This is a genomic window from Paenibacillus puerhi (genome assembly GCF_009846885.1).
Taxonomy (GTDB): domain Bacteria; phylum Bacillota; class Bacilli; order Paenibacillales; family NBRC-103111; genus Paenibacillus_G; species Paenibacillus_G puerhi.
This window is the reverse complement of the sequence record NZ_WUWM01000030.1, coordinates 1-26,277: the sequence shown is the minus strand read 5'-3', so window position 1 is coordinate 26,277 and position 26,277 is coordinate 1. Positions and strand designations below refer to the sequence as shown.

Below are 26,277 nucleotides of genomic sequence, written 5' to 3'. Positions count from 1 at the left end.
GCGACTCAAGAATTCGTGAAATCGTTTACTACACAAAGGGAGGATCAACATGAGAAACAGGAAAAAAGGATGGACGGCCGGCGTGTCCGCGCTGCTCGCCGTCACGATGCTCGCAGGCTGTAATTCGGGAACGGACGGAGGCTCGGGTGCCGCAGATGGAAATAAGAGCGCGGGCGAAGCGGAAAACAAGCCCCTCACGATCAAAATGTTTGCAGGTCTGTACAATGAAGTGCCCGATATGAACAACGTGTATTGGAAGGAATGGGAGAAGCGGACGAATGCGAAGCTGGATGTGGAGTGGGTCCCTTCGGGCGACCTGAACAACAAGCTGGACCTGCTGCTCGCATCCGGGGATTTGCCGGAGGTTGTCGCCTATCAGGACAATAACCGTCCTACGCTGGTGAATGCGATCAAGAACGGCGCATTTTGGGATTTGACGCCTTTCCTCGGAGACCTGAGCGAATATCCGAACTTGAAGAACAATCTGGCCAAGGATGCGCTGAAATACTTGACGGTCGACGGCAAAATCTACGCGGTTCCCCGCTCTCGCTCCCGTGTGGACGGCGGCATCAAGATCCGCAAGGACTGGCTCGACAAGCTGAACATCCCGGTCCCCAAAACGCTGGACGAGTACGAGGCGGCCTTGAAAAAAATCGTGGACAGCGATATGGACGGCAACGGGAAGAAGGATACGGTCGGCCTGCTGTATATTAATGATCCTGTCGCTTCGTTCCAGGCGGCATTCGGCGTGCTTGATCCAAAGTATAATGACGAAGGCGGCTTCATCAGCCCGCGTCTGACTCCGCAGTATACCGAAATGGTGGCATGGTTCCGCAAGCTGTATGCCGAAGGCCTGATGTCCAAGGAGTACGCGGTCATGAAGGAATCGCAGGCGGAGGAGCTGTTCAAGACCAATCGCGCCGCTTCTTACGGACGTCCGATTTGGTGGGATAACGATTGGGAGAACGCCATGAAGAAATCGGGCCAGCCGGATGCCAAAATCCTGAACCTGCATCTGAAAGGTCCGGGCGGCGATGCGGTTGCGCTCGAGACGGGCGTCGCCGGGGGCTACTACATCTCCAAGAAAGTACCGGAAGCCAAGGTGAAGCAGCTTCTCGCTTATTTCGAGAAAACCGCTTCGCAGGAAATGACGGACTTCGCTTATTACGGCTTGCCGGATATCCATCATACGGTCGTGAACGGCCAGATGGTATTGACCGAGCAAGGCGTCAAAGAGGTCAACACGACGAGCAAGGGCGCAGGGGTGCTTGCGTACGCGAAGTGGGGCAAGGTCATCAGCGCTTCCGGGGATAAGGCATACAACGACGATAAAATCAAGGAAGTGGAAATTTTCGATGAGATTGGCAAAATCGATCCGTATCGGATCATTTCCAGCGATGCGTGGATCAGCACTTGGCCGAAGTATGAAGCGGAGTTCAAGTCGATGATGACCAAGGCGATCGTCGGTCAAATCTCCATGGACGAGTACAAGGCGCATGTCGAGAAGCTGAACAATTTGCCGGATATGAAAAAGGCGTATCTGGATATGGCCGCAGCTTATAAGCAGTTCGCTCAGTAAAGAGCGGGCCTTTAACCGAAGGACTAGGAGGGAGCCGGCGTTACCGGGCGAGCTGGGGAGCTTGCCGGTAGCGCCGGTTGTCCCGAAGCGGAGGTACGAACATGAATCAGGCACAGAAATCATGGTGGCAAAAGCCGCTGCGGGTCATCCAGCCCAATCTGCAGGTAAGGGATACAGCCAGGATCGAGCCTCGGAGGCTGGCTGCTCAGATGAAAGAGATGGGCGCGAATGCCATCGTATTTAACGTAGGAGGCATCTACGCGTGGTATCCGTCCAAGGTGCCGTTCCATACCGTCAATGAATATTTGCCGGACGATATGGATCTGCTGGAAGAGGTTATCCGGGCTTGTCATGAAGAGGACATCCGGTTCATTGCACGGTTTGATTTCAGCAAGGCAGAGGATTCCGTGTATCTGCGGCGTCCGAGCTGGTTTGTCCGCAAGGACGGCGGCGAGCCCGAGATTGTCGGCGCCGGACGGCCGGGGCCATGGCCGCTGCTGATGAATACCTGCATCAATGGAGATTACCGCAATGAAGCCGTGGCCGCTCCCGTGCTCCGGGAGGTGCTGAGCCGCTACGAGATCGACGGAGTCTTCTTCAATGCGCCCGGTTATATGTTCTGCCGCTGCGAGCGGTGCGAGCGCAAGTACAGGGAGCTGTACGGCAAGGAGCTGCCGCTGCTCGCCAAGGAGCTGGAGCCGGGCTTTTCCTCCCGCTGCATGCGCGACAATATGGAGTCGATGCACCGGCTGATCAAGCAAGCCCGCAGCGAAGTGCCGATGATCCTGTACTACAACTTGTATCGCGACAATTTATTCGAACGGGCGGAGACGACGGACCTGCTTTGTACGGAGCCCCAGGATATTTTATCGCTCGGACATGCGCATATTCCCGAGTTCTGGAAGCCGGCGCTGAGCATCAAGCTGGGCCGGTCGCTGCCGGGTCGTCCCGCTCCGTTCGGGATCGTTCATTCCTGCCCGGGGATGGACTGGCGGCATACGGGCCTGCCGACGGCGGAATACCGATTCTGGCTGGCGCAAATTCCGGCGAACGGCGGTCAAATCTGGCACTCGCTCACCGGCGTGCCGGATACGATCGCCGACAAGCGCATCTTAAGCACCGTCGCCGAGCTGAATGCCCATGCGGCCAAGGTCGACGCCTATATGGAGGATGCGGAGCCGCTGTCCCAGGTTGCTCTGATGTGGAATGCCGACCGGTCGGCGGAAGGCTGGGCCGATGCGCTGATCAACAAACAAATCCCGTTCGATGTGCTGCTGCCCGAGCAGGCGATACCGGAGAGACTGGCCCGATACAAGGCGCTTATTGTCCCGGAGGGCTTTGCCTATACGGAAGGCTTCGTCGGCGAGCTGCAGCTCTACGCCGAGCGAGGGGGTTATGTGATAGCGGAGGGTCTGCCGCCGCAAGAGGTGGGGGGATGGACGGAGCTGCTCGGCATCAAAGGCGAGACCTGCGTCAGTGAGTCGCTGACGGCCTCCTACTTGAGATTCGAGGGCGAGGAAAACCCGCTGCAGGCGGGTCTTGAGCAGACGGAGCTGATCGCCCACCGGGGCCGGGTCGCCTACTGCCGGCCTGCGGGAGATTCCTGCCGGGTGCTGGCGACGCTGGTGCCCCCATTCTCGCCGCTGGAGAGCGTAGGAGCCCCTCCGGAGCGGGCTTCTCTGCCCGTCAGCCATACCGATCTGCCGCTGGCGCTGCTGAACCGCATCGGCGACGGAGGGGTGCTGTACTTCCCGTTCTCGATCAGTCATCTGATCCATGAATATAAGCTGGAGGAGCATTACAAGCTTGTGGAGAACAGCGTTAACCTGGCGCTCGGCGAGGAACGGCTGTTCAAGATCACCTCGTACCCAGGACTTCAGGTGACGCTGTTCCGCAAGGAGAACGAGCTGCTGCTGCACCTGGTCAACGGCGCAGGCCGCAGGCCGCTCGCCACTTCGCTGCCGCTGCATAATCTGGAGGTCGAGCTTCGCATGGAGCAGCCGTCCGCAGGGGCATGCCGGGTTCAGCGATTGATCGAGGAACAGGAGCTGCCCGGCCGGATCGAAGGCGGGAGGCTGCGCTTCGCCGTACCGCTGCTCGACGTGTGGGAATGCATTCGCATTACTACGGAGACCTGACATCGGCTATAATGAGGGAGAACCTTCCGATCCATAGGGGTGAACCTGATGAAATCCATGCTTCATGCCATTCAAGCCCTCTTTCGTTGGCTGCTGCCGACCCATAATTATTTGAAGCGTCTGATCTGGCTTGGCTGTATTTCCGTCTCCATCCCCGTGGTGCTGGCGGGCAGCGCTTATTATCATGTTTCTATGAAAACGCTCACCGTACAATTTCAGGAGGACAACAAGGCCTCGCTGCGACAGCTGAAGGATCGGGTGGAGAGCGCGCTTACGGGCATCGAGCACGAATCGCTGCAGCTCGCGAGCAATCCGCTGATACGCGGCTCGCTGGGACGGTCCGGCTACGAGTCCGATATTATGAGTCAGGTCGAACTGCTTGAGTTTTTTCAGCTGCACAAAAATACGAACAGCTTAATCCAGGAAATTATATTTTACGATAATCGCTCGGCGATGGCCTTATCCAGCTATTACGGGTTGGCCAGGCTGGATGATTTTCCGCAAGGAGACGATATTCGGAGCGTGATGAGCGGGGAAGAGCAAGCTGGCTGGCTTTACCTGCCCCAGTCCAGCCGCCAGGGCTACATCTCTTATACCCGGCGTCTGCCGATTATGAGCACCGGCGCCCCCCAGGGCGTTCTCGTCATCCAAGTGCTGGAGGAATCCTTGCGGGACTTGCTGAGAAGCTACTCCATCAGCTTAATGAACCAGAAGGTGACCGTGATCGATTCTCAGCATCGCGTGATACTGGATACTTCGGGGAGAGACTCGCTCGGCAAGGATGCGTCCCTCGATCAGGCCTTGCGTACCGCGCTAACCGGAGAGCAGCGCGCCGATCAATATGTGCTGGATCTGGAAGAGGCCAGTCACCTTCTGGCCTATGACAAGAATGCCTACGGGCGTACGTATGTCTCGCTGCTGCCGGAGGAGGAGATGATCGGGCAGCTCGATTGGATTCGGGCGCTCATCGTGTTCTCGGTTACGATATTTGTGCTGATCGGCATGCTGCTTACGTTTTTTTCTTCCAAGCTGGCTTATAATCCGATCCAGAAGCTATTGCAATATGGCGAGCATTTACGGAGAAACGGGACCGGCGATACGCCGAAGGGCAATGAAATCGAAACGATCCGCTCTTGTCTCAGTTACCTCAATGAGCAGGCAGAGTCCCTGAATCGGTACGTGAAAAATATTCAGCCTGACCTGCGGGACCGTTTTCTGAAAAAGCAGCTGCAGGACGGAGGCTCGGCGAACCGATTCGAGCTTGCCGAAGCTTGCCGGGAGCTTCATATTCCGGCGGACGGGCAGTTTGTCGTCCTGATCACGAAGGTGGAAAACCTCCTGAAGGAGAAGCGGTTCCTTCCTCATGAAGGAGCTGTCATCGTCTTCGCCGTGAAGAACGTGATGTCCGAGCTGCTCGCCCGGTTTCCGGACATGACCGGGTACGTCGTGGACAAGGACGAGCGGGAGGCCGTGGCGATCATCCGCTTGTCGGATGACGTCTCGCCCTCTGCGATGCGTCACATGCTGCTGACCTACAGCGAGCAAGTGCGGGATGCGATGGCGAACTACTTATCGTTCACGGTCTCGACCGGTATCGGCCGGGCCGTCAAGCTGGAGGAACTGGCGGCGTCCTATAAGGCGGCAAGGCATGCGCTGCAGTTCCGGTTGTTCCACGATGCGGACACAATCCTGTTCTACGAGGATATGATACGCATCGAACGGCATCCGATCTTCATGTATCCCCGCGAGATCGAAGAAAGCATGATTGAATTTTTATGGAGCGGCGACTTGCCGCAGGCGGAGATGGAGCTTCACCAGTTTGCCCACCGGATGCGGACGGCCGAGTCGACCAATATCGTGTTCCAATGCTATCAGGTGCTGCTTTCTTCGATCATTCAATCCTTGGAGGAGAAGGGACCGGGCATATTGGAGCTGCTGGGCGACAACCTCTTCGATCAGTTGAAGGACAATCATTCGTCCAAGGAAGTGCATGACTGGTTCATTGAGGTGCTGTTTCCGCTGTATCAGCAGGTCAGTCACGAAATTCGCACGAAATCGACCCGGCTGCTCATCCAGCGGGTATGCAATCATATTACGACTCACCCGGACGGAACGCATTCCTTATCCGAGTGCGCGGAGCTGGTCGGGGTCAGTCCGTCGTACCTTAGCCGCTTGTTTAAGAAGGAGACAGGAAGCTCCTTTATCGAATATGTGATGGAGTTCAAGGTCGAGAAGGCGAAGCAGTTGCTTCGGGAAACCGATCACAACATCATGGAGATCGCCGAGATTGTCGGTTATTCCGAACGTAACTTGAACCGGGCCTTCCAGCGGTTCGTCAAGATGTCGCCGAAGCAGTACCGGATGTCGAACCGGTGAGCGTCATTCGCTGGGTAAAGAGACTACGAATTGGAGGAGGAGTAGGGAATGTCATTGAAACCAGGTGTAAGCACCGTCGGATTTATCGGGATCGGCGTAATGGGGAAAAGCATGGCCGGTCATTTGCTGAAGGCAGGCTACAAACTGCACGTGTATACCCGTACGCAAGAGAAGGCGGAGGAGCTCGTCGCGGAGGGAGCGGTCTGGCAGGATACGCCCGCCGGACTCGCGGCAGCCAGCGACGTCATCATCACGATGGTCGGGTATCCGAAGGACGTGGAACAGATTTATCTCGGGGAGCAGGGGCTGATCGCTCAGGCGAAGCCCGGGGCTTATCTGATCGATATGACCACCTCCAGTCCGCTGCTTGCCCGGCGTATCTATGAGGCGGCGGCTGCGCGCGGACTGCATGCGCTCGATGCGCCGGTATCCGGCGGCGATGTGGGAGCGAGAGAGGGGAGGCTGTCCATCATGGCCGGCGGCGATGAGGAAGCCTTCGAGGCGGTCCGTCCGCTGCTCGAGCTGATGGGGACGAACATCGTCCTTCAAGGGAAGGCAGGATCAGGCCAGCATACGAAAATGTGCAACCAGATCGCCATCGCGTCGAACATGATGGGCGTGTGCGAAGCGCTCGCTTATGCGAAGGCATCCGGACTCGATCCGCAGACGGTGCTGAAGAGCATCGAGACGGGCGCTGCCGGGAGCTGGTCGTTAAGCAATCTGGCTCCGCGCATCATCGACGGCAACTTTGAGCCGGGTTTTTATGTGAAGCATTTTATTAAGGATATGGGGATCGCTCTGGAGGCGGCCAAGGACATGGGGCTCGACCTGCCGGGACTGGCGCTGGCGGAATCGCTCTATCAGCGTCTGGCGGACATGGGGTATGCGGAGAAGGGGACGCAGGCTCTGTATAAGGCCTACCGGCCGTAGGCTCCGGGACAAGGCCATAACATAAACAAGCAAGCGGGCAGGAAACTCTGCGCACCCGCTTGCTTGTTTGCCGTTCCGTTCCTGTCACAATCGCCCCGCCGCCCGCAGCAAGCGCAGCAGCTGACTGGCCGTCGCCTGCAGGCGGTAACGGGTTCCGGCCGGGTCCATCGCATCTTCCAGGGACATGGGGCCGTTGACAATAGGGAAATAGGCGGTGATTCCGTGGTCATTCAAAGCTTCCGCGCCATGGTCGACGGACCCGGCTAGCGCTATGACCGGGATGTCCCGCTTCCTCGCCAGCTGAGCGACGCCGTAAGGCACCTTTCCTCTGGAGGTCTGGCCGTCCAGCTTGCCCTCGCCCGTAATGACGAGCTGAGCCCCCTCCAAGTGGCGGTCCAGCTCGATCATCTCCAGCGCCACCCCGATGCCGGACTCCAAAGTCCCGCCGAGCAAGCCGACGAATGCCGCGCCCAGCCCACCGGCAGCCCCGGCTCCAGGCACGGAAGCGATATCGCTTCCCGTTAAGTCGGCAGCCGCTGTGGCCCACTGCCTCAAGCCCCGATCCAGCAACCGGACGGCTTCCTCGTCCGCGCCTTTTTGCGGGGCGAAGATAGAGGCCGCGCCCTCGGGCCCGTATAACGGGTTGTCAACGTCGCAGGCGATACGAAAGCGGCAGGCCTGCAGTCCGGTCAGCGCTCCGGCTGCGTCGATCGAGTGGATGTCCAGCAGGGCGGCTCCTCCGCGGCCTACGTCCTGGCCGTCCTTATCCAGAAAGCGGTAGCCGAGCGCCTGCAGCATCCCGGTACCGGCGTCGTTCGTGGAGCTGCCGCCGAGCCCGATAATAAAATCCCGTACGCCCTGGCGCATAGCGCCGGCGATCATCTCTCCGACCCCGAAGGTCGTGGTGTGCAGCGGATTGCGGGCCGCCTCCGGAACAAGAGGCAGGCCGCAGACAGCCGCAACCTCGATGACCGCGGTACGGCCGTCTCCCAGCAAGCCGTAAGCGGCGGCAACAGGCTGTCCGAGAGGACCGGTTACCTCGAGGCTGACGAAACGCCCGCCGCTGGCGGTTACGAGCGCCTCTACAGTGCCCTCGCCGCCGTCGGCTACCGGCAGGGAGATGATCTCGGCATCCGGGTACACGCTGCGGATGCCAGCTGCGATAGCTGCGCTGCCCTCCAGGGAAGTCACGCTGCCTTTGAAGGAATCGATGGCAATGACGACTTTCATGAGCGGTCTCCTCCTATACCAAAAACGTTGGATATTCCGCATTATACCGCTCCAGCATATCCGTGGGCCATGTGCCGGATAACGGAAATGTCCCTATTTTTTTGTCCGGCGTACCAAAAGAGAATAGGCGGATCGGAGGAGGAAATCGGCCCTCATCCGTTACGGTCCGACTCCTCCAGGCGCTCGTCCAGAAGCAGCCCGATGTACAGCTCCACGGATGACTGGTAGTGCCGCGGGTCCAGACCGGTTTTGGCCATAATTTTGTCGAGTCGGTATTGCAGCGTATTTTTATGCAGAAACAGCGCCTCCGCCGTGTCCTTCAACGATACATTATGCCGGAAGTAGGCGCGCAGCAGCATACGCTCCTCTTCAGACAGTACGCCCAGCCGCTGGAGGGCAAAATCACGCTTCACGGCAACCGGAAGCTGGTCCAGCAGCATATCCACGTGCAGCGCTCCGTATTCATGATAGCGAAGTCCATGAGCGGCCGCATAACGCATAGCGGTCTTGGCATTGCGGTACGAGACCTCGGCTTCGCTCCAGCTTCGACAGTCGCCGAGGCCTACCCGGATGGACGGCCGGTCCGTCCGGTTCGCACTCAGCAGTTGGAGGACTCGCCCGTAGCGATTTTGTTCGGCAATGACGGCATAGCGGTTCGGAAACAGATAAGCATGCAGCTTCGCGCCCGTTGCCTCAAGCAGCCAAGTCAGCAGCGGGTCAAAGGCTTGGCCGCTTCCCGCCGCCTCGCTTTCCAGCAGAATGACGAAGACAGGCTCATCGAGTCGAACCTGGAGCGACTCAAGCGCTTCTTGGAGGGAGGCTCCAGACTGCGCGGGTCCTTCGCCGAAGATCAGCATGCGGGTAGCGGAGGAACGGACTTCATCCGCCGACTGTCTGATACTTGTCTGCATCTGCTCCCGCACAAGCACCTCCGTAATTTTGGTCAGCAGGAAGCCCGATGACCGGCAAGCCTCAGGATCGCCTGTGATGCCGATCGCGCCCAGCCGCAAGCCATCCACCACGATGGGGTAATTAATGCCGGGCCGCGAGCCTTGGAAGGGCTCCGCCGCTAGGACTTCAACCGGTTGTTCCGAGTCGAAGGCTTGCCTTCCCGCCTCATGAAAGGTGCCTATACGCTCCGGGGCGGTGCTGGCGATGACGATCCCGTCGGCCCCGATAAAGTTAATGTCGTAGCGGATCACTTCCTTGGCCGCATCTACGATCGTCTGGGCGAGAGCCGCGCCGATCTGATAGTTGATCATGAAGACGAATCATCTCCTTCCGCAGAGCTCAGTCCTTCCTCGGCGACGGTGAGGACGAGCGCTTCCTGCCGCTCCCCGCGTTTGCGGTAAGCGGCGGGGGTACAGCCGAAATGCTGCTTGAACATGACGTTGAAGTAACTGAGGCTATTGAAGCCGGTATCCAGTGCGATGTCCATGACCTTCTGATCGGAGCGCTTCAGCATCAGCGACGCTTGCCGGACCCGGTACAGATTCATAAATTCGACTGGGGTCATGGTCGTCATCTTCTTGAAAAACCGGCAGAAATAAGCTTCGCTCATAGAGGCCGTCTCGGCCAGCGTCTTGAGGGGGATCGGCTCCGAGTAATGCCGCTCGATGTAGGTAATGGCGCATTTCAGACGCTCATGACTGTCGCTGGCGCTTCGGGAGACGCTCTCGTCTCCCGAGGAGTCCTTCATGCCGAGCAGCCGGGACATGATCAGGCATAACAGGCCCTTGGTCGTTAATTCGAGCAGGGGCTCCCGGGAACTGCTGGCCCTGAACAACTGCCGCAGCAGCTCAAGCAGGCCTTGCTCGGCTTCCGTTTGCATCGTGATATGGACGGGGACGCGGTAAGCCTTGCGGATCAGAGGAAGGATGTACCGATCGTGTACGGCATCGAGCGGCCCGCTGCCGAGCAGATTGGCATGGAAGACGACGGCCATAAACGAGCACGGCTTCGAGCCGGCCACTTGCCCGGAATGAAGCTCGCCGGCATTGACGAATACAGCCTCCCCCGCTTGCAGGCGATAGTCGCGCGAGTCGATCCGAAGCTCGGCTTCTCCTTCGGTTACCATCAAAAATTCAAGCTCGTCATGCCAATGCAGATCAAGCAGAAGCTCTTCGGGCGGACAGCTGATCGCATAGACGCTCACGGGATGATTGGGGTCGCCGTGGATACGGTTTTCCTTCAGGGCCGATTTGTTCATAGCGGAAGCTCCTTTTCGGAGAAATAGAAGGGAAAGGTCAAAATCGTAATAATATTAGTCAATATTCAGTTGGAAAACGATTTCAAAGGTCAATATCATTATAATCAAAGAAATGGAGGGATGGCAAATGAAGTTTACGGACGGCTATTGGGGTTTTCGGGAAGGCGTGGATGTGCAAACCCCGGTGGATGTAAGGGATGTCCAGGTAACCGACGACAAGGTGACGGTCTATGCGGCGACAAGAATGATTGAGCGGAAGGGCCACACGCTGAACGGCGCCCTGCTTACGGCGGAGCTAAGCTCGCCGATGCCGGATGTCATCCGGGTCCGCTGGACGCACCATGCCGGCAAGCTGCAGAACGGCCCGGAGTTTGAGATTCGTCAGGACGCCTCGGCTTCGCTGACCGTCCGCCGAACGGAGGATAGGGTCGCTTTGCAGGCGGGAGAGCTGCAGGCGACGATTCGCACGTCCCCGTCGTGGGGGCTTGATTTCACCTACGCGGGCAAGAGGCTGACGGGAACGGCTCATAAAGGCGTCGCGTACATCAAGGATGCGGATGGCAGCCCGTATTTCCGCGAGATGCTGGATCTTGGCGTCGGCGAACAGATCTACGGTCTCGGGGAGCGCTTTACCCCGTTCGTGAAAAACGGTCAGACCGTCGATATCTGGAATGAGGACGGGGGGACAAGCAGCGAGCAGGCTTACAAGAATGTGCCCTTTTATTTATCCAGCGGCGGGTACGGCGTGTTCGTGAACCATCCGGAGCGGGTATCCTACGAGATCGCCTCGGAGGCCGTGTCCAAGGTCGGCTTCAGCGTAGCGGGCGAGACGCTGGAATATTTCATCATCGGCGGGCAAACGCTGAAGGATGTGCTGGACAACTATACGAAGCTGACCGGCAGACCCGCGCTTCCCCCGGCCTGGTCATTCGGCTTATGGCTGACGACCTCCTTCACGACCGATTACGACGAGGCGACGGTTACGGGATTTATCGAGGGAATGGCTTCCCGCCGTATCCCGCTGCACGTCTTTCACTTCGACTGCTTCTGGATGAAGGAGTACCAATGGTGCGACTTCGAGTGGGATGCGGATATGTTCCCCGACCCGGAGGGGATGCTGCGCCGGCTGAAGGAACGCGGTTTGAGGATTTGTGTCTGGATCAACTCGTACATCGCCCAGAAGTCGCCGCTCTTTGAGGAGGGGGCCAAGAACGGGTATCTGGTGAAAACGAAGGATGGCGGCGTGTGGCAGTGGGATCGCTGGCAGGCCGGGATGGGACTGGTCGACTTCACGAACCCGGATGCCGTCAAGTGGTACCAAGGCAAGCTGAAGCGCTTGATGGATATGGGCGTCGATTGCTTCAAGACGGATTTCGGCGAGCGCATACCGACCGATGTCGTATACTTCGATGGCTCGGACCCGGTGAAAATGCACAACTACTACACGCAGCTGTACAATAAAGCGGTATTCGACGTCCTGGAGGAGCATCGGGGCAAGCATGAAGCGATGCTGTTCGCCCGCTCCGCTACCGCTGGCGGCCAGCAATATCCCGTGCATTGGGGCGGCGACTGCTCGGCCAATTACGATTCGATGGCCGAAACGCTGCGCGGAGGCTTGTCGCTCGGACTTTCGGGCTTCGGCTTCTGGAGTCACGATATAAGCGGCTTCGAGAGGACGGCGCCTCCGGATATTTACAAGCGCTGGGTCGCCTTCGGCATGCTGTCGTCTCACAGCCGGCTGCATGGCAACGAATCGTACCGGGTGCCGTGGCTGTTCGACGAGGAAGCGGTTGACGTGCTGCGCTATTTTACCGAGCTGAAATGCCGGATGATGCCTTACCTGTTCAGCTATGCGGTCGAAGCCACGCAGAGGGGGCTGCCGGTGATGAGGGCGATGGTGCTGGAGTTCCCGGAGGACCCGACCTGCCACTATCTGGACCGCCAGTATATGCTGGGCGAGCGTCTGCTGGTTGCGCCGATCTTCAACGACGAGGGAACGGTTACCTATTATGTCCCGGAGGGCCGCTGGACGAATCTGCTGACCGGGAAAACGGTAACGGGCGGCAAATGGCAGCGGGAGAAGCATGGCTATATGACGCTGCCGCTGCTCGTCAGGCCAAACTCGCTGATTGCGCTGGGCGGAAATGATCAGCGTCCCGATTACGACTATGCCGACGGGGTTACGCTGCATCTGTTCGAGCTGGAGGACGGAGCGACGGCGACCGCCAGCGTGCCTGATCTGAGCGGCGAGCGCAAGCTTCTGGTTGAAGCGTCGCGTGTGGGGGAGACGATCCGCATCACGGCGTCCGGCGAGTCGGATAAGACGTGGCATGTCGTACTGCGCGGCTCGGAGCGCGTCGAATCCGTCGAGGGCGGAGAAGCCTCCGTTCAGGCCGAAGGCGTGAGGTTAACGCCTGTCCAGGGAAGCAAAGGGATGACGATCAAGCTGAAAGAGTGGAAGGGCGCAGTATAGCTTAGTCCAATAAGGACCGTACCGATGGAGGTTTCCCTTGTGGCTCGAGGGAACCTCTTTTTTTTTTGCTGAGATCCCGTACGCCTGCTTTCAGGGACAATTCCTAGCTATCCCGCTTCCGGTGTGCGTAAGATTTTCATAGATTCGGAGTCTAAAGGCGCGAGAAAACGTCAACACTTAATCTGTAAGCATGAAAAGCCAATATCCGGGAGAGTGAGCGTATGCTGCCTTTTCATTATCGAATGGCCGAGCTATGGACGCACCATCAAACGAGAGAGCTGAGCGCGGAGGAACAAAACGAGCTGTCGATCTGCCTGAAGGCGAATATGAATTATGCCCGCAAGCTGGGCGAGCTGCACAATTATGTGGATGCGGCGGCTGTGGTTCAGGATAAGCCATGGCTGGAGGACCTGGAACAGAAGATTACGGCGATCGAGCAGGAGTTCCAGCTTCAGCTCGCCTCCCTGAAAAAAAGCAAGTTCAGCCAGGGTTAGCCCTAAAGCGAGGGCCGGCTGCAGAGTGGGATTCTGCGGGCGGTCTTTTTGGCATGGCAAGGCGGCGCGAATCTATCGGGTATGTCCGGCATCCCATGGTCTAAATGATAGCCCCGCTCCATATGATCTAGTAAAACGTTGGTTTTAGTCGAGTTCATAGAAGCGGGCGGAGGGATAACGGCATGCGGGAATTAAGAGCGCAATACCGGAAGTTTTGGAAAGTATTCATGCTGGTTGTGCTGGCGGGTGCGCTAGTCGGTTCCGTCGTGGCCCCGCAGGGCGCTTACGCGGCGGGGGCCGAGGCAGCCTCTCCAAGCGACGAGACGCTCTTCAGCCAATTGAGCTCGGGAAAGCGGATGGATCAGGAACGCCCTTACGTGACCCCGGAGGAGCCGACTGTCTATCTAACCTTTGACGACGGACCTAGCGGGCTGACGCCGCAGGTGCTGGATATATTGAAGCAAGAGGACGTCAAGGCGACGTTCTTCGTGCTGGGCGAACAGGCGGAAGCGCAGCCGGATACGGTGAAAAGAATCGTCCGGGAAGGCCACGCCATCGGCAATCATACCTTTGACCATGTGTACAAGGAGCTGTATGCAGGGTTCGATTCCTTCTGGGAGCAGGTTCAGCGGACGGAGGATGTGGTGTACGGGCTGACGGGAGTAAGCATGCGTCTTGTCCGCGCTCCAGGGGGCTCGTACGGAAATTTTGACCCGTTCTATTATTATTACTTGAGCGAAGCGGGGTATTCCGTGCATGACTGGTCCATCGACAGCGAGGATTCCCGGGCTCCCCGACGTACGGCGGCTCAGCTGCTCGGCACCGTTGCCGGAGGCCCGCTGGGACATGAGGTAACGGTGCTGCTGCATGACGGCGCAGGGCATCAAGCGACGGTTCAGGCGCTGCCCGGGGTGATCGCTTACTTCAAGGAAAAGGGCTACAGCTTTGCTCCCTTGACGGAAGAGGTCAAGCCGGTACAGCAGTCGGTGGGCCGATCGAAGTGGGGCCGCAGCGTGTCGCTGAAGAGCTTCCTGGTCCAGCGCCAGGCGATGAGGGAGCATCGGCTTGCCTGGGGGGAGGAGTCCGAAGCTGCGCCGTCGCAGCCTGTACTGCAGCCGCAGCTGGCGCTTGTGGCGTCCAGGGTGACGCCCGAGATGCCTCAAAGGCTGGCGGTACAGGTCGACGGAATCCGGGTGGACTATGCCTCGGACGGGTTCCGGTTCAGCGAGAGTCGCTTCGAGGTTCCGCTGCGGCGGCTTGCCGAAGCGATCGGGGCCGAGGTGCGGTGGTCCGAGGAAGCCCGTACCGCCACGGTCCGGTATGGTGCGCAGGTGGTTGAATACGATCTGGCCCAGCTGCAAGTGCGGAGGCACCGGCCCGGTGCGTTCTGGCTGGAGCCCGGGCAGGCGATGTGGACCCGTACTTTGCCGGACATGGAGCTTAAGGAAGGCTCGCTCTATGTGCCGCTAAGGGGTTTGCTTGAACTGCTGGGCATCCATATCCAGTCCTACGAGGCAGAGTCCGGGGAGCAACCGGCCCGCGTAATGGCGGCGTCCCGGGGGCGCTTCTCTATCGAAACGATATTCACGGCATGGAAGCCGATCGCGCAGCGGGCGAAAGTCTAAAATCTCTCAATTGCGGCGATACTGAAATCATAGGATGGAAGACTATGATGGCGGAGCGCCATAGGATTGGGAGGTAATCGAGCATGTCGTACTCATCCGGATCGGAATCATCGCAGGATGTGCTGAATCGTATTGTTTTTCAGATGGAAAAGGTGATGGTCGGCAAGCGGAGCGTCATCGACAGCCTGCTAGTCGCCCTGCTCGCAGGCGGGCATGTGCTGCTGGAGGACGTGCCGGGTGTCGGCAAGACGATGCTGGTGCGCGCACTGGCCCGGACGGTCGATTGCAGCTTCAAGCGCATTCAGTGCACGCCCGACTTGCTGCCGTCGGACCTGACGGGGGTATCGGTCTATAATCAGCGGACAACGGAATTCGAGTTCCGTCCCGGCCCCTTGCTCGCTTCCGTCGTCCTCGTCGACGAGCTGAACCGGACGTCTCCGCGCACTCAGTCCGCCTTGCTGGAGGCGATGGAGGAGAAGCGGATGACGGTCGATGGGATCCCGTATCCGCTGCCGGAGCCGTTTTTTCTGCTCGCGACACAGAATCCGATCGATTTTGAGGGGACCTTTCCGTTACCGGAGGCGCAGCTTGACCGGTTTCTGCTGAAGCTGACCCTCGGCTATCCGGAGGCCGGGGATGAGGTGGAGATGCTGAACCGGCTGGACGAAGCGGCTCCGCTGAGCCGTATACGGACGGCGCTTCTGCTGGAAGACCTTCTTCAGCTGCAAAAGGAAGCGCGGGCTGTACACGTGGACGATACGATGAAGCAGTATATCGTGAAATTGACCGCTGCCACGCGGCAGCACCCGGATATCAGGCTGGGCGCGAGCCCCCGGGCGTCTATCGCGCTTATGCGCGCCGCTCAAGCGGAAGCGTATCGCAACGGCCGCGGTTACGTGATCCCGGATGATGTGAAGGCCCTCGCCGTCCCGGTGCTCGCCCACCGGCTGATGCTGCAGGGCGGAGCTCTGCTTGCAGGTCGCTGTGCGGAAGGGATCGTCGCAGGGCTGCTCGGGACGACAACGGTACCGGTCCGCCGGTCCGCGGTCGGTTAAGAGAGGGATGGGTATGAGAGGAATTGCCGTGCTTGGACTTGCAGGATTGGCTGCCGGCTGGTGGGCGGCTGACTGGGGCGGACGTACCGCCTGGTTTTTGTCGGGGACCTTGGCCGCGCTGCTCGCCTATGCGCTCTTCGTGGCTGCGTCGGTTCGTTTTCGGGGATTTCAAGTCGAGCGAAGCTGGGGGAACCGGTCGGCGCTGCAAGCGGGGGAGGCGCTGAAGGCCAGCTTCCGCGTCAAGCTCGCCCTGCCGGTACCGGGGGTGTGGCTGCTCATCGAAGAGAGCTGGCGGCATGAAGGGACGGGCGAGACCGTGACGGTGACCGCCTGCGGCCCCGCGGGACTTCTCGGCTCGGCGATGCTGGCCGGACAGTCGGAGCCTCTTCCCCGCGGGCCGTATCAGGCGGTAGGGCGGCTGATTACCGCCGGCGATGCATTCGGTCTGCTGCGCGTCAAGCGGCGGCAGACTCCCGAGGGGCGCCTGCTTGCGCTGCCCCGGTGCTCTTCGCCGCCGGCTGCGCCCGGCGCCGCGGACGAAACGGCGCGCCGAAGCAAGCGCTCGGCGCAGGCTCTGGCCGCCGCCGAGCCGCTGCAGCTCGGCACGCGGCCTTATGCGCCGGGGGATCCGCTGAGCCGGATCCACTGGCGCTCAAGCGCGCGCACGGGCGAGCTGCGCGCGAAGGAGCTGGAGCTGCCCGCCGCAGGGCGGCAGCTCATCTGCTTGGACGCAGCCGGAGCCGGCAGCGGCGCGGCAGGTGCCGGCGGCAGCGGCGGCCCCGCGCTCGCCGCGCTGTGGGCGGAGCCTGCGCTGGCGGCGGCGGTGGAGGCCGCGGCAGGCCTCGCCCGGCGCGCGCTTGAGCGCGGGCACGGCGTGCGCCTGGCCGTCGCCGATGGCCGGGCTGGAGCCCTAGAGGCGCCGCCGCACGGGCGCCTCGCGCACTTGCTCGCGGCGCTGGCCGCCGTGCCGCAAGCGCTGCCGCGCCCCGAGGCGTTCGCCGAGCTCGTGGCGCGGGAAGCCTTCGCCGCCGGAGGCGCGGGGGTCACGGCCGTCACGGCTCGGCCGGACCCGGGCCTCGTGACCGCGCTGCGGCGGCTCAAGAGAGGCGCCGTGCACGTTATCTGCGTGCACGGACCTTGGCAGCGCGGCGGAGAGGCCGCGCTGAAGGCGTGGCAGCGCGAGCTGGAAGCGCTCGGCTGCGCCGTCACCGTCGTGCCCGTGGCGAAGCACGGCCAGCCGCAAGGGGGGGACGCCCATGCGGCCATATAACCGGGCAGGACTCATGGCTTCGCCAAGCCCGCAGGTCGCGGGGAAGTCTTCTGCTTTGCTTGCTTCTGGCTCGAAGGAGGAGCGTGCGGCCTCCCGGGCGGTCCATCGATCCTCATGGGCGATGGATGCTCTGCTCAGCCTGCTGCTGCTGCTGCTGGTGCTGGAGTGGCTGTACCCGTTGGTACGGCTCGCCGACATCACCGAGCTGTATTCGATCCGTCCCTTTGTCGGGACGTTCGCTTTCTTTGTCGGTCTCGATACGCTTCGCAGGTCCCCTTGGGGGACGTGGCTGTTGAAGGCGTGCTGGATGATCCTGTTCTCGGTATGGCTGCACTACGGTCAAAGCTTCCCCACTATGGAAGTGTGGGCCGAATGGGCCCGGGAGCTGTCGAGGGATGCAGCCGAGGGCATCCGGGGAGAGCTGGGTGCCTGGGAGCCGTCGACCCGAACGCTGCTGTTTATTGCGGGCTGGTCGTTTTTTATTTCCGTCCTGCAGTCTCTGGTGCTGGAGCGAAGGCAGGTTCACGGGTTCGTGCTGCTGACGCTCGCCCTCCCGGTCGTGCTTCAGACGGCCTTTGGGCTCGACGCTTTTGCAGCAATGGGCCGCTGCCTCGTGTTCGGGCTGCTGCTCCAGCTGCTGCTTCAGCCAGGCCGTTACCGGCGCAGGCTGCGGGACAACGGTTCCGAAGCAGAGCTGCCGCCGGATAGAACCGCCCGAAGCGGCAAGCTTGCGTGGCTTTATTCCGGCATGCTTGTAGCAAGTCTCGTTGTCGCTCTGGGGATGTTTGGCTCTCTGCTGCATCCGCAGCAGGCGAAGACGCCGGAGTGGACCCGGTATTGGGAGGCCTGGCAGGCTCGCTTTCACGATATTTTCGGTCTGGCCGGGGAAGAGGCGGCTGCACGCAGCGGGTACGGAACGGATGATAGCTCGCTCGGTCGGCCGCTTAAGCAGGATGACCGGCTTGCGTTCACGGCTGCAACCGACCGTCTCACCTATTGGAGGGGAGAGACGAAGTCGGTCTATACGGGGCAGGGCTGGACCGAGCCGGATGCGAAGGGGGAGGCTCTCGCCGAGACGGAGACTCTCGCTCCGCACGTGCAGACGGAGGGCTTCGCGACGGTCAGGCAAAGCATTGCGCTTGCGGACAGCAGCTTGAATCGGCTGTTGTTTGCCGGGGGGGCGCTTACCCGGATCGTTGCCCTGCAAAGCGCAGAAGGCCGCCCGATCCCTGTGGAATGGGTACGGAAGCATAACGACACCGACCGGTTCTCTCTTCCGGCGATGACGGAGCCGCTGTCCTCGTATACGGTAGAGTCCCGGCTTTTAACCTACCGAGCTTTATTGAAGCTTCCTTCGCAGACCGAGATACCGGAGGACGTGCGTGAGCGGTATACGAAGCTGCCTGACAGCGTGCCGGCTCGTGTCGGGGAGCTGGCTCGGCGGATCACGCAGGGAGCCGCTAGCGATCATGCGAAGGCCGAAGCCGTCGAGCGATATTTGCGCGAGCATTATGCCTACGATACGGTCCACACGCGGCCGGCGGAAGCCGGGGAGGATGTCGTGGACCGGTTCTTATTCGAGCAAGGGGCCGGGTACTGCGACCATTTCTCAACGGCCATGGTGGTGCTGCTCCGGGAGGTGGGCGTGCCGGCTCGCTGGGTCAAAGGGTTCGCGCCTGGAGAAGTCGTCGACCAATGGACGGAGGGCTCAGACACCCGGTATACCGTCCAGGTGAAGCAGAAGGATGCCCATGCCTGGGTCGAGGTGTATTCGGCCGACTACGGCTGGGTGTCTTACGAGCCGACCCCGGGGTATGACGGAGCCGCCGGCCGGTCGGCAGAAGCCCTGCCCATGACCGATCCGGCGGCACCCGACACCAGACTGACTCCGCAGGAAGGAGGCTCCTGGCGGCGGATGGGCGCGACAGGAGGCTGGAGCCTTGCCTGGCAGCAGCTGCGGCTGCAGGCCGAACGGACTGCCGAAGGACTGGCGCGTCTGGGAGAGGAGATCCAAGCGATCGGAGCGCAGCTGCTTCCGCTGCTGCGCGACCGTCCATGGTGGCTCACTGCCGGGGCGGTATCGGTCTCAGGGCTTGGGGCGGTTACTGCCGCTCTGCGTCTTGGCCAGCTTCGGAGAGGCTGGTCGAAGCCTGCGGGCTGGCAGGGTGGGGCCGAGGCCGAGGTTGAGGGGCGTGCCGGTAGTCTGCGGGATGGGAGAGGGCTGTTCCACGGCCTGCGCCTGCTCGCTTCCCATCGGCATGGGGAACGGGTGTGGCGACGCGTACAGCGCCGCTACGGCCGCGCGAAGCCGTTCCAGACGCTGCGGGAGTATGCGGCAACCCGGATGCTGCCTGGCGCGGGACAACGGGAGGCGTTTCACGAGCTCATGCGATTGCTCGAAAAACAGCGCTACGCCGACCCGTACGGCGATCAGGGCGGAATGTCCGGCGACATGCTGCGCGAAGCGTGGAGAAAGCTGCGCCGTATAAGGTGATTTGCCTCAGGGGCTGCTGCCGTTCGACTCGGCACAGTCCCTTGTGGGCTTGGAAGCGGACATGCGTAGATGCCCTAATCCGTCGCGGCATCCTCCCGTACAATTTCCATCGAACCATTTATAGACAAAGCATTGCCCTTTAACCGGCATAGCCTTATAATAAGTGTCATTGAAAAAACGAACGCCTATAAGCAGGAGGAACATAAAACCCATGGACAAGCCGAATGAAATTATTGTGGTGCTCGATTTTGGCGGGCAGTACAACCAGTTGATCGCACGCCGTATCCGCGACTTGGGCGTATACAGCGAGCTGCTGCCGTTCAATACCCCAGCCGACAAAATCAAAGCGCTGCAGCCGCGAGGCATCGTCTTCTCGGGCGGTCCCGCCAGCGTGTACGGGGAAGCTTCGCCGCTGGTCGATCCGGCCATTTACGACCTCGGGGTGCCGATTCTCGGCATTTGCTACGGGATGCAAATGATGGCCCATCAGCTCAAGGGCAAGGTGGAAGGCGCATCGAAGCGCGAATACGGTAAGGCCGAGGTTGACTTTGCCGATGCGTGTGGACTCGTGCACGGTCTGGAGAAGCGGCAAACCGTATGGATGAGCCACAGCGATCTCGTCGTGCAGACGCCGGAGGGCTTTGTCGTGGACGCCAGTACGGAGCATGCGCCGATCGCGGCCATGAGCCATCCGGAGAAGCGTTTCTATGCCGTGCAGTTCCACCCGGAAGTGCGTCATTCCGTTTACGGCAATGAGATGATCCGTAACTTTCTGTATCAGGTTTGCGGCTGCGAAGGCACCTGGAGCATGACGACCTTCATCGAGGATACCGTTCGCGAGATCCGCGAGAAAGTGGGCGACCAGAAGGTGCTGTGCGCGCTGTCCGGGGGCGTAGACTCCTCGGTTGTGGCCATGCTGGTGCATAGGGCTATCGGCGATCAGCTGACGTGTATGTTTATCGATCATGGTCTGCTGCGCAAAGACGAGGCCGAAGGCGTCATGGAAACCTTCGTCGGCAAATTCGACATGAAGGTCGTGAAGATCGACGCCCGCGAACGTTTCTTGGGCAAGCTGGCCGGAGTTGATGATCCGGAGCAAAAGCGCAAGATTATCGGCAACGAGTTTATCCGCGTGTTCGAAGAAGAATCGGCAAGATTCGATGACTTTGCCTTCTTGGCTCAAGGCACCTTGTACACGGATATTGTCGAAAGCGGCACGGCTACGGCCCAGACGATCAAGTCTCACCACAACGTCGGCGGCTTGCCGGAGGACATGAAGTTCAAGCTGGTAGAACCGCTGTCGGCGCTGTTCAAGGACGAAGTCCGCAAGGTCGGCGAGGAATGCGGCTTGCCGTCGGCTATCGTATGGCGCCAGCCGTTCCCGGGTCCGGGACTCGCGATCCGCGTGCTGGGCGAAGTGACGGAGGAGAAGCTGAAGATCGTTCGCGAATCCGATGCGATCCTGCGTGACGAGATTGCCAAAGCGGGACTCGACCGCGAAATTTGGCAGTATTTCACCGCTCTGCCGAACATGAAGAGCGTCGGCGTCATGGGCGACGCCCGCACGTACTCGTATACGGTCGGCATCCGCGCCGTAACGTCCATCGACGGCATGACCGCGGACTGGGCGCGTATCCCTTGGGATATTCTGGAGAAAATCTCAGTGCGTATCGTCAATGAGGTGGATAACGTTAATCGTATCGTCTACGATATTACGTCGAAGCCGCCGGCGACGATTGAGTGGGAGTGAATTGGATTGAAATGATGCATTTAGATGCCGGAAATCCTTGATACATAAGGGTTTTCGGTGTCGGCTGCATGATGATTTCCAGTTGACGTGCAACTATTGAGTGTTAAAAATTACTCTCTTTTATTTGTGTTGTTCAGCAAATAGAGGGGAGTATTTTTTATGACCAAAATCAAGGAACTGATTCAGGATTTCAAGCTCAACCAAGAAATATTGGGCCGTGTGAAAAAGTATGTTGATGTATGTATGTTCCGCTTATACCGGTGGGAGAGGTTTACGGAAAAGGAATTAGGGATTGTTGAAGTGGAAGATGTAACCCAGCTTCACATAAAAAAATATATCCAAGAGCGGCAACGTATAGGGAATGAGGTAAACCGAACATTAAATAACAACCTTGCGACCCTGAAAGTTTTCTTTCAGTATCTTGTTGATGAGGAATTTATAGATGAGCAAAGCAACCCGATGCGGCGTATCAAGAATCTCAAGGAAGAAAAGACCGTTATTGTTACGTTCAACGATGAGGAAGTATCACGAATTATTAATGATCTGAAAGAAGAAACTTACTCCAACGTCAGGGATAAGTTGATTCTCATTATGCTTTTCGACACAGGGGTTCGGGTTTCTGAATTGTGTAATATTAAAAATGATGACGTGGCGAGAAGGCATATTCTTATTCACGGCAAAGGTTCCAAGCAGAGACTGGTTTATATCAGCAATATCATGCGTAAGTACATGAGAAAGTACGAAGAATTAAGACAGGAGCGCTTCAAGAAAAGAGAACGGGACGAGGTTGAGGACTACTATTTTCTCGATCAGTCGGCAATCAAACTTTCACGTTCACGCATTAATAAGATTCTTAAAGAACATTGCAGAAATGCTGGAGTCAGAAAAGAGGTTAGGTGTTCTCCGCATGATTGCCGCCATTACTTCGCGCAGAAGCAATTAAGAAATGGGATTGATGTCTATAGCCTTAGTCGCCTGATGGGGCATTTCGACACTCAGATCACTTCAAAATATTTAAGGGGACTTGAGCAGGAGGACATCCTGAATATCGGACGGCTAAATAGTCCACTTAACGGGTTGAAGATCAAGCAAGGTTCAATGGAGGGAAGAAAATGAGAAGACTCCTGAATATTGAACTGGACGATACGACCACCCTTAGGCTTCTGGAGATCGCCAGAAGGCATTGTAAGCTTGTGCTTGAGTGCGGGAATAAATACCTCTCCAGGATGGGGAAGACGAGAATCCGTTCAATATCTAACAATTATAAGCCGAAGGAGTGGAACTGTAAGGGATTCATTCCTTCAAAAATACGGAGGGTATGAATATGAACAATAACACATTTCAAAGCAATGTTATCGAGTTCAAGGCAAGACCGGCTAAAGCTAAATTGCGCCGTGTTCGCACAAGATTACCCAGGAACAACTAGATGAAAATCGTGATCGATTGGCTCTCGTAATTTTTGAAGAACCAATCGTTCCATGTAACAAATAAAGCGAGTGCGAAACGAGGTGAGGCCATTTACTGGCTTCGCTTTTTCTTTACTAGAAGCCGGGCCGTCATGGGATTTTACACCGTTCTATTATCAAAGGAGGCAACTGAAACATCTAAAAGAGTAAATAATGGGTATAAAATAAATTAATTTGTTGTCGTTGTTCCTCTGATGAAAAAACTTTTATTTGTACAAGGTCGTTTTCATAAATTATACACTTCACATGCTTCGATATCTAACAAGTCATATGTTTAAGATATTGTTTGTTCTGTAAGCTTTCTATGACGTGATTTATACGATGATTTTGATCGTTAACTGTAGTAATATAGAGAGAGAAAATATGGAAATTTGTCGGAATTTAGCAGAGATATACCTCAAAAATGGCTCAGTAGCCTTTAAAGTGGTGATAGCATGTTCAAATTTTTTTCAAAGTGGTTTGTGAAAAAACAAGGAATAACCGAGTCTTCAAAGTTAAGTAAAAAACAAAAAATTGAACTGTATAACAATATGATGTCTTATGCCATCTCAGTAATTGAACTATCAGATGATGACTATCTCGATGGGGTAATACCCAAGCGGCATCCAATATTCGATGTAATCAAGTTAATTGGGTTGCGGCTACAGTCTAATTATCTCTCAAATCTGTTATATACAGATAAAAGATTACCAGATATCGATCCGTGGCGCGTGTTTTTTAAGTTTAGTGAAAAAGTAAATGACGGAAAAGAAGTATATGATTTTTTAGAAAAGATTGAGCAAGATTTTATTGTGGATTTAGCTAAAGACTTAGTGTTACCGTGGCCTTGGAGCTTTAAACGTCAAATCATGTCTATTGCAAGAATCGGGACGGGAAGAAGCTGGGGAGAATGGGATGAGGATAATTTGAATCATAACTTGGAGTTATGGCTTCCGATGAGGATAGGATTTGTCCGCGGAGGCAACCATTCAATATCTTCTGGCGTACTACAAGGCGAAGGAAAACTTAGTGCAAAGAGTGTATACGATGTAAGCAAATTGTATGATTATATTTATACCGATGGCGCTTACTTTTATAGAAAAATAGATAACTCGATAATATCGGAGACTCTAAGTGTTGAGTTCGCAGTGATATTTGAAGTAGGAAGAATCATTTCTGAAAAAGGTATTAAATGAGAAGTGTTAAGAATGAGCTACTATTATAAGAATACCATGGGACATGGAAATGTGGCTATCTTAATGTCTTTTAAATGCTACAGATGCCAATATCACGCAAAGACTTGAGGTGGAACTATGAAGTTTGATATTTTTTCAAAGAGACAGAAGCAGCCAGTAGAAATTTTTACATATGATACTATGCCAGATGAGTTTCGGGTACAGGTTATTCATATTTGGGTAGATGCGATTGGCCCTTATATTGTAAATTCTATATATTCTCGTCGAACTCAAAGTAGTGCATCTAATGGAGTCTGGGATTTTATCAACAAAACTTTATGTAAAGAGTATGGCGTTTTTGAACTTAGTTCTAGTGGCAAGACTATAGCTGATAACTGTGCCAATTTCCTATTGGAAACAACGGTTGAAAGAGCGCTTGATGTTATAGAGTTGAGTATCCAGTGTGTGGATAGACATATACGACAATGGTCGTATGATACAAAACGTGAGGCTCAGATAAAACAATCTCCGGATGATGCAATTAATGAGTTAAACATGAGGTTCCGTGAACATGGTCTCGGGTATCAGTATATTAATGGGCATATTGTTAGAGTTGACTCTGATTATATTTTTAAAGAAGCAGTTGAGCCGGCGGTAAATATATTGCGCGAAGAAGAGTTTACGGGAGCTTCTGAGGAGTTTCTTTCTGCACATGAGCATTTTCGTAAAGGAAGATATAAAGAAGCAATCACAGATGCTTTAAAGGCATTTGAAAGTGTGATGAAGACAATCTGTAAGCGGAAAGGCTGGGAAGTTGCTGAAAATGCGACTGCAAAGCCGTTGATTAATACACTATTGAAAAACGAGCTTATTCCAACAAGTTTTCAAACACAATTTAGTTCATTACGTGACACCCTAGAAAGCGGATTACCGACAGTGAGAAATAAAAACAGTGGTCATGGCCAAGGAGAAAAACCGGTTGATCTTCCTCCTCACTTGGTTGCTTACGCCTTACACTTAGCGGCAACAAATATTTTGTTTCTGATTGAATCTTATAAAGAATTAAAGTGAAACAAATACGTGGTAAGAAAAGTCCTATAATCAAGTAAATCGCTATTGCTGAACTCAGGTTGAACTATACCTTGCTAAATCAAACTACAATCCTGATTCTTTGAAGGCACGTTTAAAACGGCAAGATTCTTCAAAGTAACATTAAAACAAGAGGCGAACCGCGTGTGATTAGCGGTTGCCTCTTTTATATTTTTATCCAAATACCCGACTTACTGCCTGTCAAGCTCAAGTATCGGGGCATGAGTAGTGGTTCATTGTAAACATGCAGGCCATTATTCCATATGCTCCCCTTCCCATTGTTTTAAAGTGTATGTTACCTCTGATGAGAAGGGAAGTTGTTTTTTATCCATTTTCTTCTACAAGTTCTCCTGATTTTCAACAATCTACGGAGTTTCTCTCTCATAATCTATGGTATAATTTTACTATTCGGACAAATATGAAGACAACGGCTACCGACTTGCGCAATTAGTGAAGATGATTATTTAACCACAGGTATACATTACTATTATGAAGCGAGAAGTTGCCCTAGGTGAAACTGTTAGTAGAGCCTTTAATCAAAAAGTGAGAGTTGAAAGGATGTTAATAACTCAACTTTCGCACCCAAAAAACCAGTTTAAGTCCGCGCGCCTTCTATGGTAGCGGCTCGTGAGATACCCTGCTTGAAAAATAGAAAAACACCACTTCGTTTGGTAAAGTGAAAGTGCGACCAATCACTACCACACAGAAGAGGTGTCTTCTCTATGATAGAGCAAAATCAGCCATTCGATCAACTACCAAACGAGATAAAACCAGCTTTTCAGGAACTGAAAGTGATCAAACACCTAAATAGCGCGGGATTTAAGAAGAAATTCGGCTTCACCTGTGCAACATTGTTCCGAATCATATTTGTGCTCCTGTTCCAACAAAAGAATTGGTTTCGTCTGCTCGAAAGCCAACGGGCCACGAATTACCCGGGGAAAGATG

General features: G+C 56.4%; 17 protein-coding genes and 1 pseudogene. 15 read left to right on the top strand and 3 right to left on the bottom strand.

Annotation, left to right across the window (positions count from 1 at the left end; translation table 11 throughout):
* Nucleotides 1-49: 49 nt before the first annotated feature.
* The 4 genes from GSF01_RS22770 (at nt 50) to GSF01_RS22755 (ending at nt 7,023) form a co-directional block, all read left to right on the top strand.
* Nucleotides 50-1,579 carry an extracellular solute-binding protein gene (locus GSF01_RS22770; protein ID WP_159887598.1) on the top strand — a complete coding sequence of 510 codons (1,530 nt, stop codon included), beginning with the start codon at nt 50-52 and terminating at the stop codon, nt 1,577-1,579.
* Between the two features lie 101 nt (nt 1,580-1,680).
* A complete protein-coding gene (locus tag GSF01_RS22765; RefSeq protein WP_159887597.1) occupies nt 1,681-3,717 on the top strand; it encodes a beta-galactosidase in 2,037 nt (678 codons plus the stop codon).
* A 48-nt stretch (nt 3,718-3,765) separates the two neighbouring features.
* Entirely contained in the window at nt 3,766-6,093 is a 2,328-nt protein-coding gene (locus tag GSF01_RS22760; protein WP_159887596.1) for a helix-turn-helix domain-containing protein, read from the top strand.
* A 48-nt stretch (nt 6,094-6,141) separates the two neighbouring features.
* Complete coding sequence (locus GSF01_RS22755; protein ID WP_159887595.1) at nt 6,142-7,023, top strand: NAD(P)-dependent oxidoreductase; 882 nt, start codon at nt 6,142-6,144, stop codon at nt 7,021-7,023.
* An 84-nt stretch (nt 7,024-7,107) separates the two neighbouring features.
* On the opposite strand, the gene GSF01_RS22750 is transcribed toward GSF01_RS22755, so the two are convergent.
* The 3 genes from GSF01_RS22750 to GSF01_RS22740 form a co-directional block, all read right to left on the bottom strand.
* On the bottom strand, nt 7,108-8,253 hold the full coding sequence (locus tag GSF01_RS22750; RefSeq protein WP_159887594.1) for a glycerate kinase: 1,146 nt from the start codon (nt 8,251-8,253) through the stop codon (nt 7,108-7,110).
* Between the two features lie 152 nt (nt 8,254-8,405).
* Complete coding sequence (locus tag GSF01_RS22745) at nt 8,406-9,515, bottom strand: CdaR family transcriptional regulator (RefSeq protein WP_159887593.1); 1,110 nt, start codon at nt 9,513-9,515, stop codon at nt 8,406-8,408.
* The gene (locus tag GSF01_RS22740) at nt 9,512-10,462 is read right to left on the bottom strand and encodes an AraC family transcriptional regulator (RefSeq protein ID WP_159887592.1); all 951 of its coding nucleotides are present in this window, start codon (nt 10,460-10,462) and stop codon (nt 9,512-9,514) included. The genes GSF01_RS22745 and GSF01_RS22740 overlap by 4 nt, the downstream gene beginning before the upstream one ends.
* A 127-nt stretch (nt 10,463-10,589) precedes the next feature.
* Between GSF01_RS22740 and yicI the strand changes: the two genes are divergently transcribed.
* The 11 genes and pseudogenes from yicI to GSF01_RS29870 all read left to right on the top strand — a co-directional run.
* Complete coding sequence (gene yicI / locus GSF01_RS22735; RefSeq protein WP_159887591.1) at nt 10,590-12,935, top strand: alpha-xylosidase; 2,346 nt, start codon at nt 10,590-10,592, stop codon at nt 12,933-12,935.
* Between the two features lie 221 nt (nt 12,936-13,156).
* A complete protein-coding gene (locus GSF01_RS22730) occupies nt 13,157-13,429 on the top strand; it encodes a DUF7667 family protein (protein WP_159887590.1) in 273 nt (90 codons plus the stop codon).
* A gap of 182 nt (nt 13,430-13,611) precedes the next feature.
* Nucleotides 13,612-15,054 carry a polysaccharide deacetylase gene (locus tag GSF01_RS22725; protein ID WP_159887589.1) on the top strand — a complete coding sequence of 481 codons (1,443 nt, stop codon included), beginning with the start codon at nt 13,612-13,614 and terminating at the stop codon, nt 15,052-15,054.
* Between the two features lie 83 nt (nt 15,055-15,137).
* Nucleotides 15,138-16,109: an AAA family ATPase gene (locus GSF01_RS22720; RefSeq protein ID WP_159887588.1), complete on the top strand. Its 972-nt coding sequence runs from the start codon at nt 15,138-15,140 to the stop codon at nt 16,107-16,109.
* Nucleotides 16,110-16,122: 13 nt separating this feature from the next.
* Entirely contained in the window at nt 16,123-17,379 is a 1,257-nt protein-coding gene (locus GSF01_RS22715; protein ID WP_159887587.1) for a DUF58 domain-containing protein, read from the top strand.
* Nucleotides 17,366-19,873, top strand: coding sequence for a transglutaminase family protein (locus GSF01_RS22710; protein ID WP_159887586.1), 2,508 nt, complete (start codon nt 17,366-17,368; stop codon nt 19,871-19,873). Before GSF01_RS22715 ends, GSF01_RS22710 begins: the two co-directional genes overlap by 14 nt.
* A 211-nt stretch (nt 19,874-20,084) precedes the next feature.
* Nucleotides 20,085-21,623 carry a glutamine-hydrolyzing GMP synthase gene (guaA, locus tag GSF01_RS22705; protein WP_159887585.1) on the top strand — a complete coding sequence of 513 codons (1,539 nt, stop codon included), beginning with the start codon at nt 20,085-20,087 and terminating at the stop codon, nt 21,621-21,623.
* 159 nt (nt 21,624-21,782) lie between these two features.
* The gene (locus tag GSF01_RS22700) at nt 21,783-22,739 is read left to right on the top strand and encodes a tyrosine-type recombinase/integrase (protein WP_159887584.1); all 957 of its coding nucleotides are present in this window, start codon (nt 21,783-21,785) and stop codon (nt 22,737-22,739) included.
* Nucleotides 22,740-23,523: 784 nt separating this feature from the next.
* Nucleotides 23,524-24,264, top strand: coding sequence for a DUF6710 family protein (locus tag GSF01_RS22695; protein WP_159887583.1), 741 nt, complete (start codon nt 23,524-23,526; stop codon nt 24,262-24,264).
* Between the two features lie 117 nt (nt 24,265-24,381).
* A complete protein-coding gene (locus GSF01_RS22690) occupies nt 24,382-25,314 on the top strand; it encodes an STM4504/CBY_0614 family protein (protein WP_159887582.1) in 933 nt (310 codons plus the stop codon).
* A 740-nt stretch (nt 25,315-26,054) separates the two neighbouring features.
* Nucleotides 26,055-26,277 (top strand): annotated as a pseudogene (locus GSF01_RS29870) (IS4 family transposase); the annotation flags it as partial.

What these genes read in the sequence shown, in the direction of transcription:
- GSF01_RS22770 (WP_159887598.1), top strand. Translation starts at nt 50, where the DNA reads ATGAGAAACAGGAAAAAAGGATGGACGGCCGGCGTGTCCGCGCTGCTC.
- GSF01_RS22765 (WP_159887597.1), top strand. Translation starts at nt 1,681, where the DNA reads ATGAATCAGGCACAGAAATCATGGTGGCAAAAGCCGCTGCGGGTCATC.
- GSF01_RS22760 (WP_159887596.1), top strand. Translation starts at nt 3,766, where the DNA reads ATGAAATCCATGCTTCATGCCATTCAAGCCCTCTTTCGTTGGCTGCTG.
- GSF01_RS22755 (WP_159887595.1), top strand. Translation starts at nt 6,142, where the DNA reads ATGTCATTGAAACCAGGTGTAAGCACCGTCGGATTTATCGGGATCGGC.
- GSF01_RS22750 (WP_159887594.1), bottom strand. Translation starts at nt 8,253, where the DNA reads ATGAAAGTCGTCATTGCCATCGATTCCTTCAAAGGCAGCGTGACTTCC.
- GSF01_RS22745 (WP_159887593.1), bottom strand. Translation starts at nt 9,515, where the DNA reads ATGATCAACTATCAGATCGGCGCGGCTCTCGCCCAGACGATCGTAGAT.
- GSF01_RS22740 (WP_159887592.1), bottom strand. Translation starts at nt 10,462, where the DNA reads ATGAACAAATCGGCCCTGAAGGAAAACCGTATCCACGGCGACCCCAAT.
- yicI (WP_159887591.1), top strand. Translation starts at nt 10,590, where the DNA reads ATGAAGTTTACGGACGGCTATTGGGGTTTTCGGGAAGGCGTGGATGTG.
- GSF01_RS22730 (WP_159887590.1), top strand. Translation starts at nt 13,157, where the DNA reads ATGCTGCCTTTTCATTATCGAATGGCCGAGCTATGGACGCACCATCAA.
- GSF01_RS22725 (WP_159887589.1), top strand. Translation starts at nt 13,612, where the DNA reads ATGCGGGAATTAAGAGCGCAATACCGGAAGTTTTGGAAAGTATTCATG.
- GSF01_RS22720 (WP_159887588.1), top strand. Translation starts at nt 15,138, where the DNA reads ATGTCGTACTCATCCGGATCGGAATCATCGCAGGATGTGCTGAATCGT.
- GSF01_RS22715 (WP_159887587.1), top strand. Translation starts at nt 16,123, where the DNA reads ATGAGAGGAATTGCCGTGCTTGGACTTGCAGGATTGGCTGCCGGCTGG.
- GSF01_RS22710 (WP_159887586.1), top strand. Translation starts at nt 17,366, where the DNA reads ATGCGGCCATATAACCGGGCAGGACTCATGGCTTCGCCAAGCCCGCAG.
- guaA (WP_159887585.1), top strand. Translation starts at nt 20,085, where the DNA reads ATGGACAAGCCGAATGAAATTATTGTGGTGCTCGATTTTGGCGGGCAG.
- GSF01_RS22700 (WP_159887584.1), top strand. Translation starts at nt 21,783, where the DNA reads ATGACCAAAATCAAGGAACTGATTCAGGATTTCAAGCTCAACCAAGAA.
- GSF01_RS22695 (WP_159887583.1), top strand. Translation starts at nt 23,524, where the DNA reads ATGTTCAAATTTTTTTCAAAGTGGTTTGTGAAAAAACAAGGAATAACC.
- GSF01_RS22690 (WP_159887582.1), top strand. Translation starts at nt 24,382, where the DNA reads ATGAAGTTTGATATTTTTTCAAAGAGACAGAAGCAGCCAGTAGAAATT.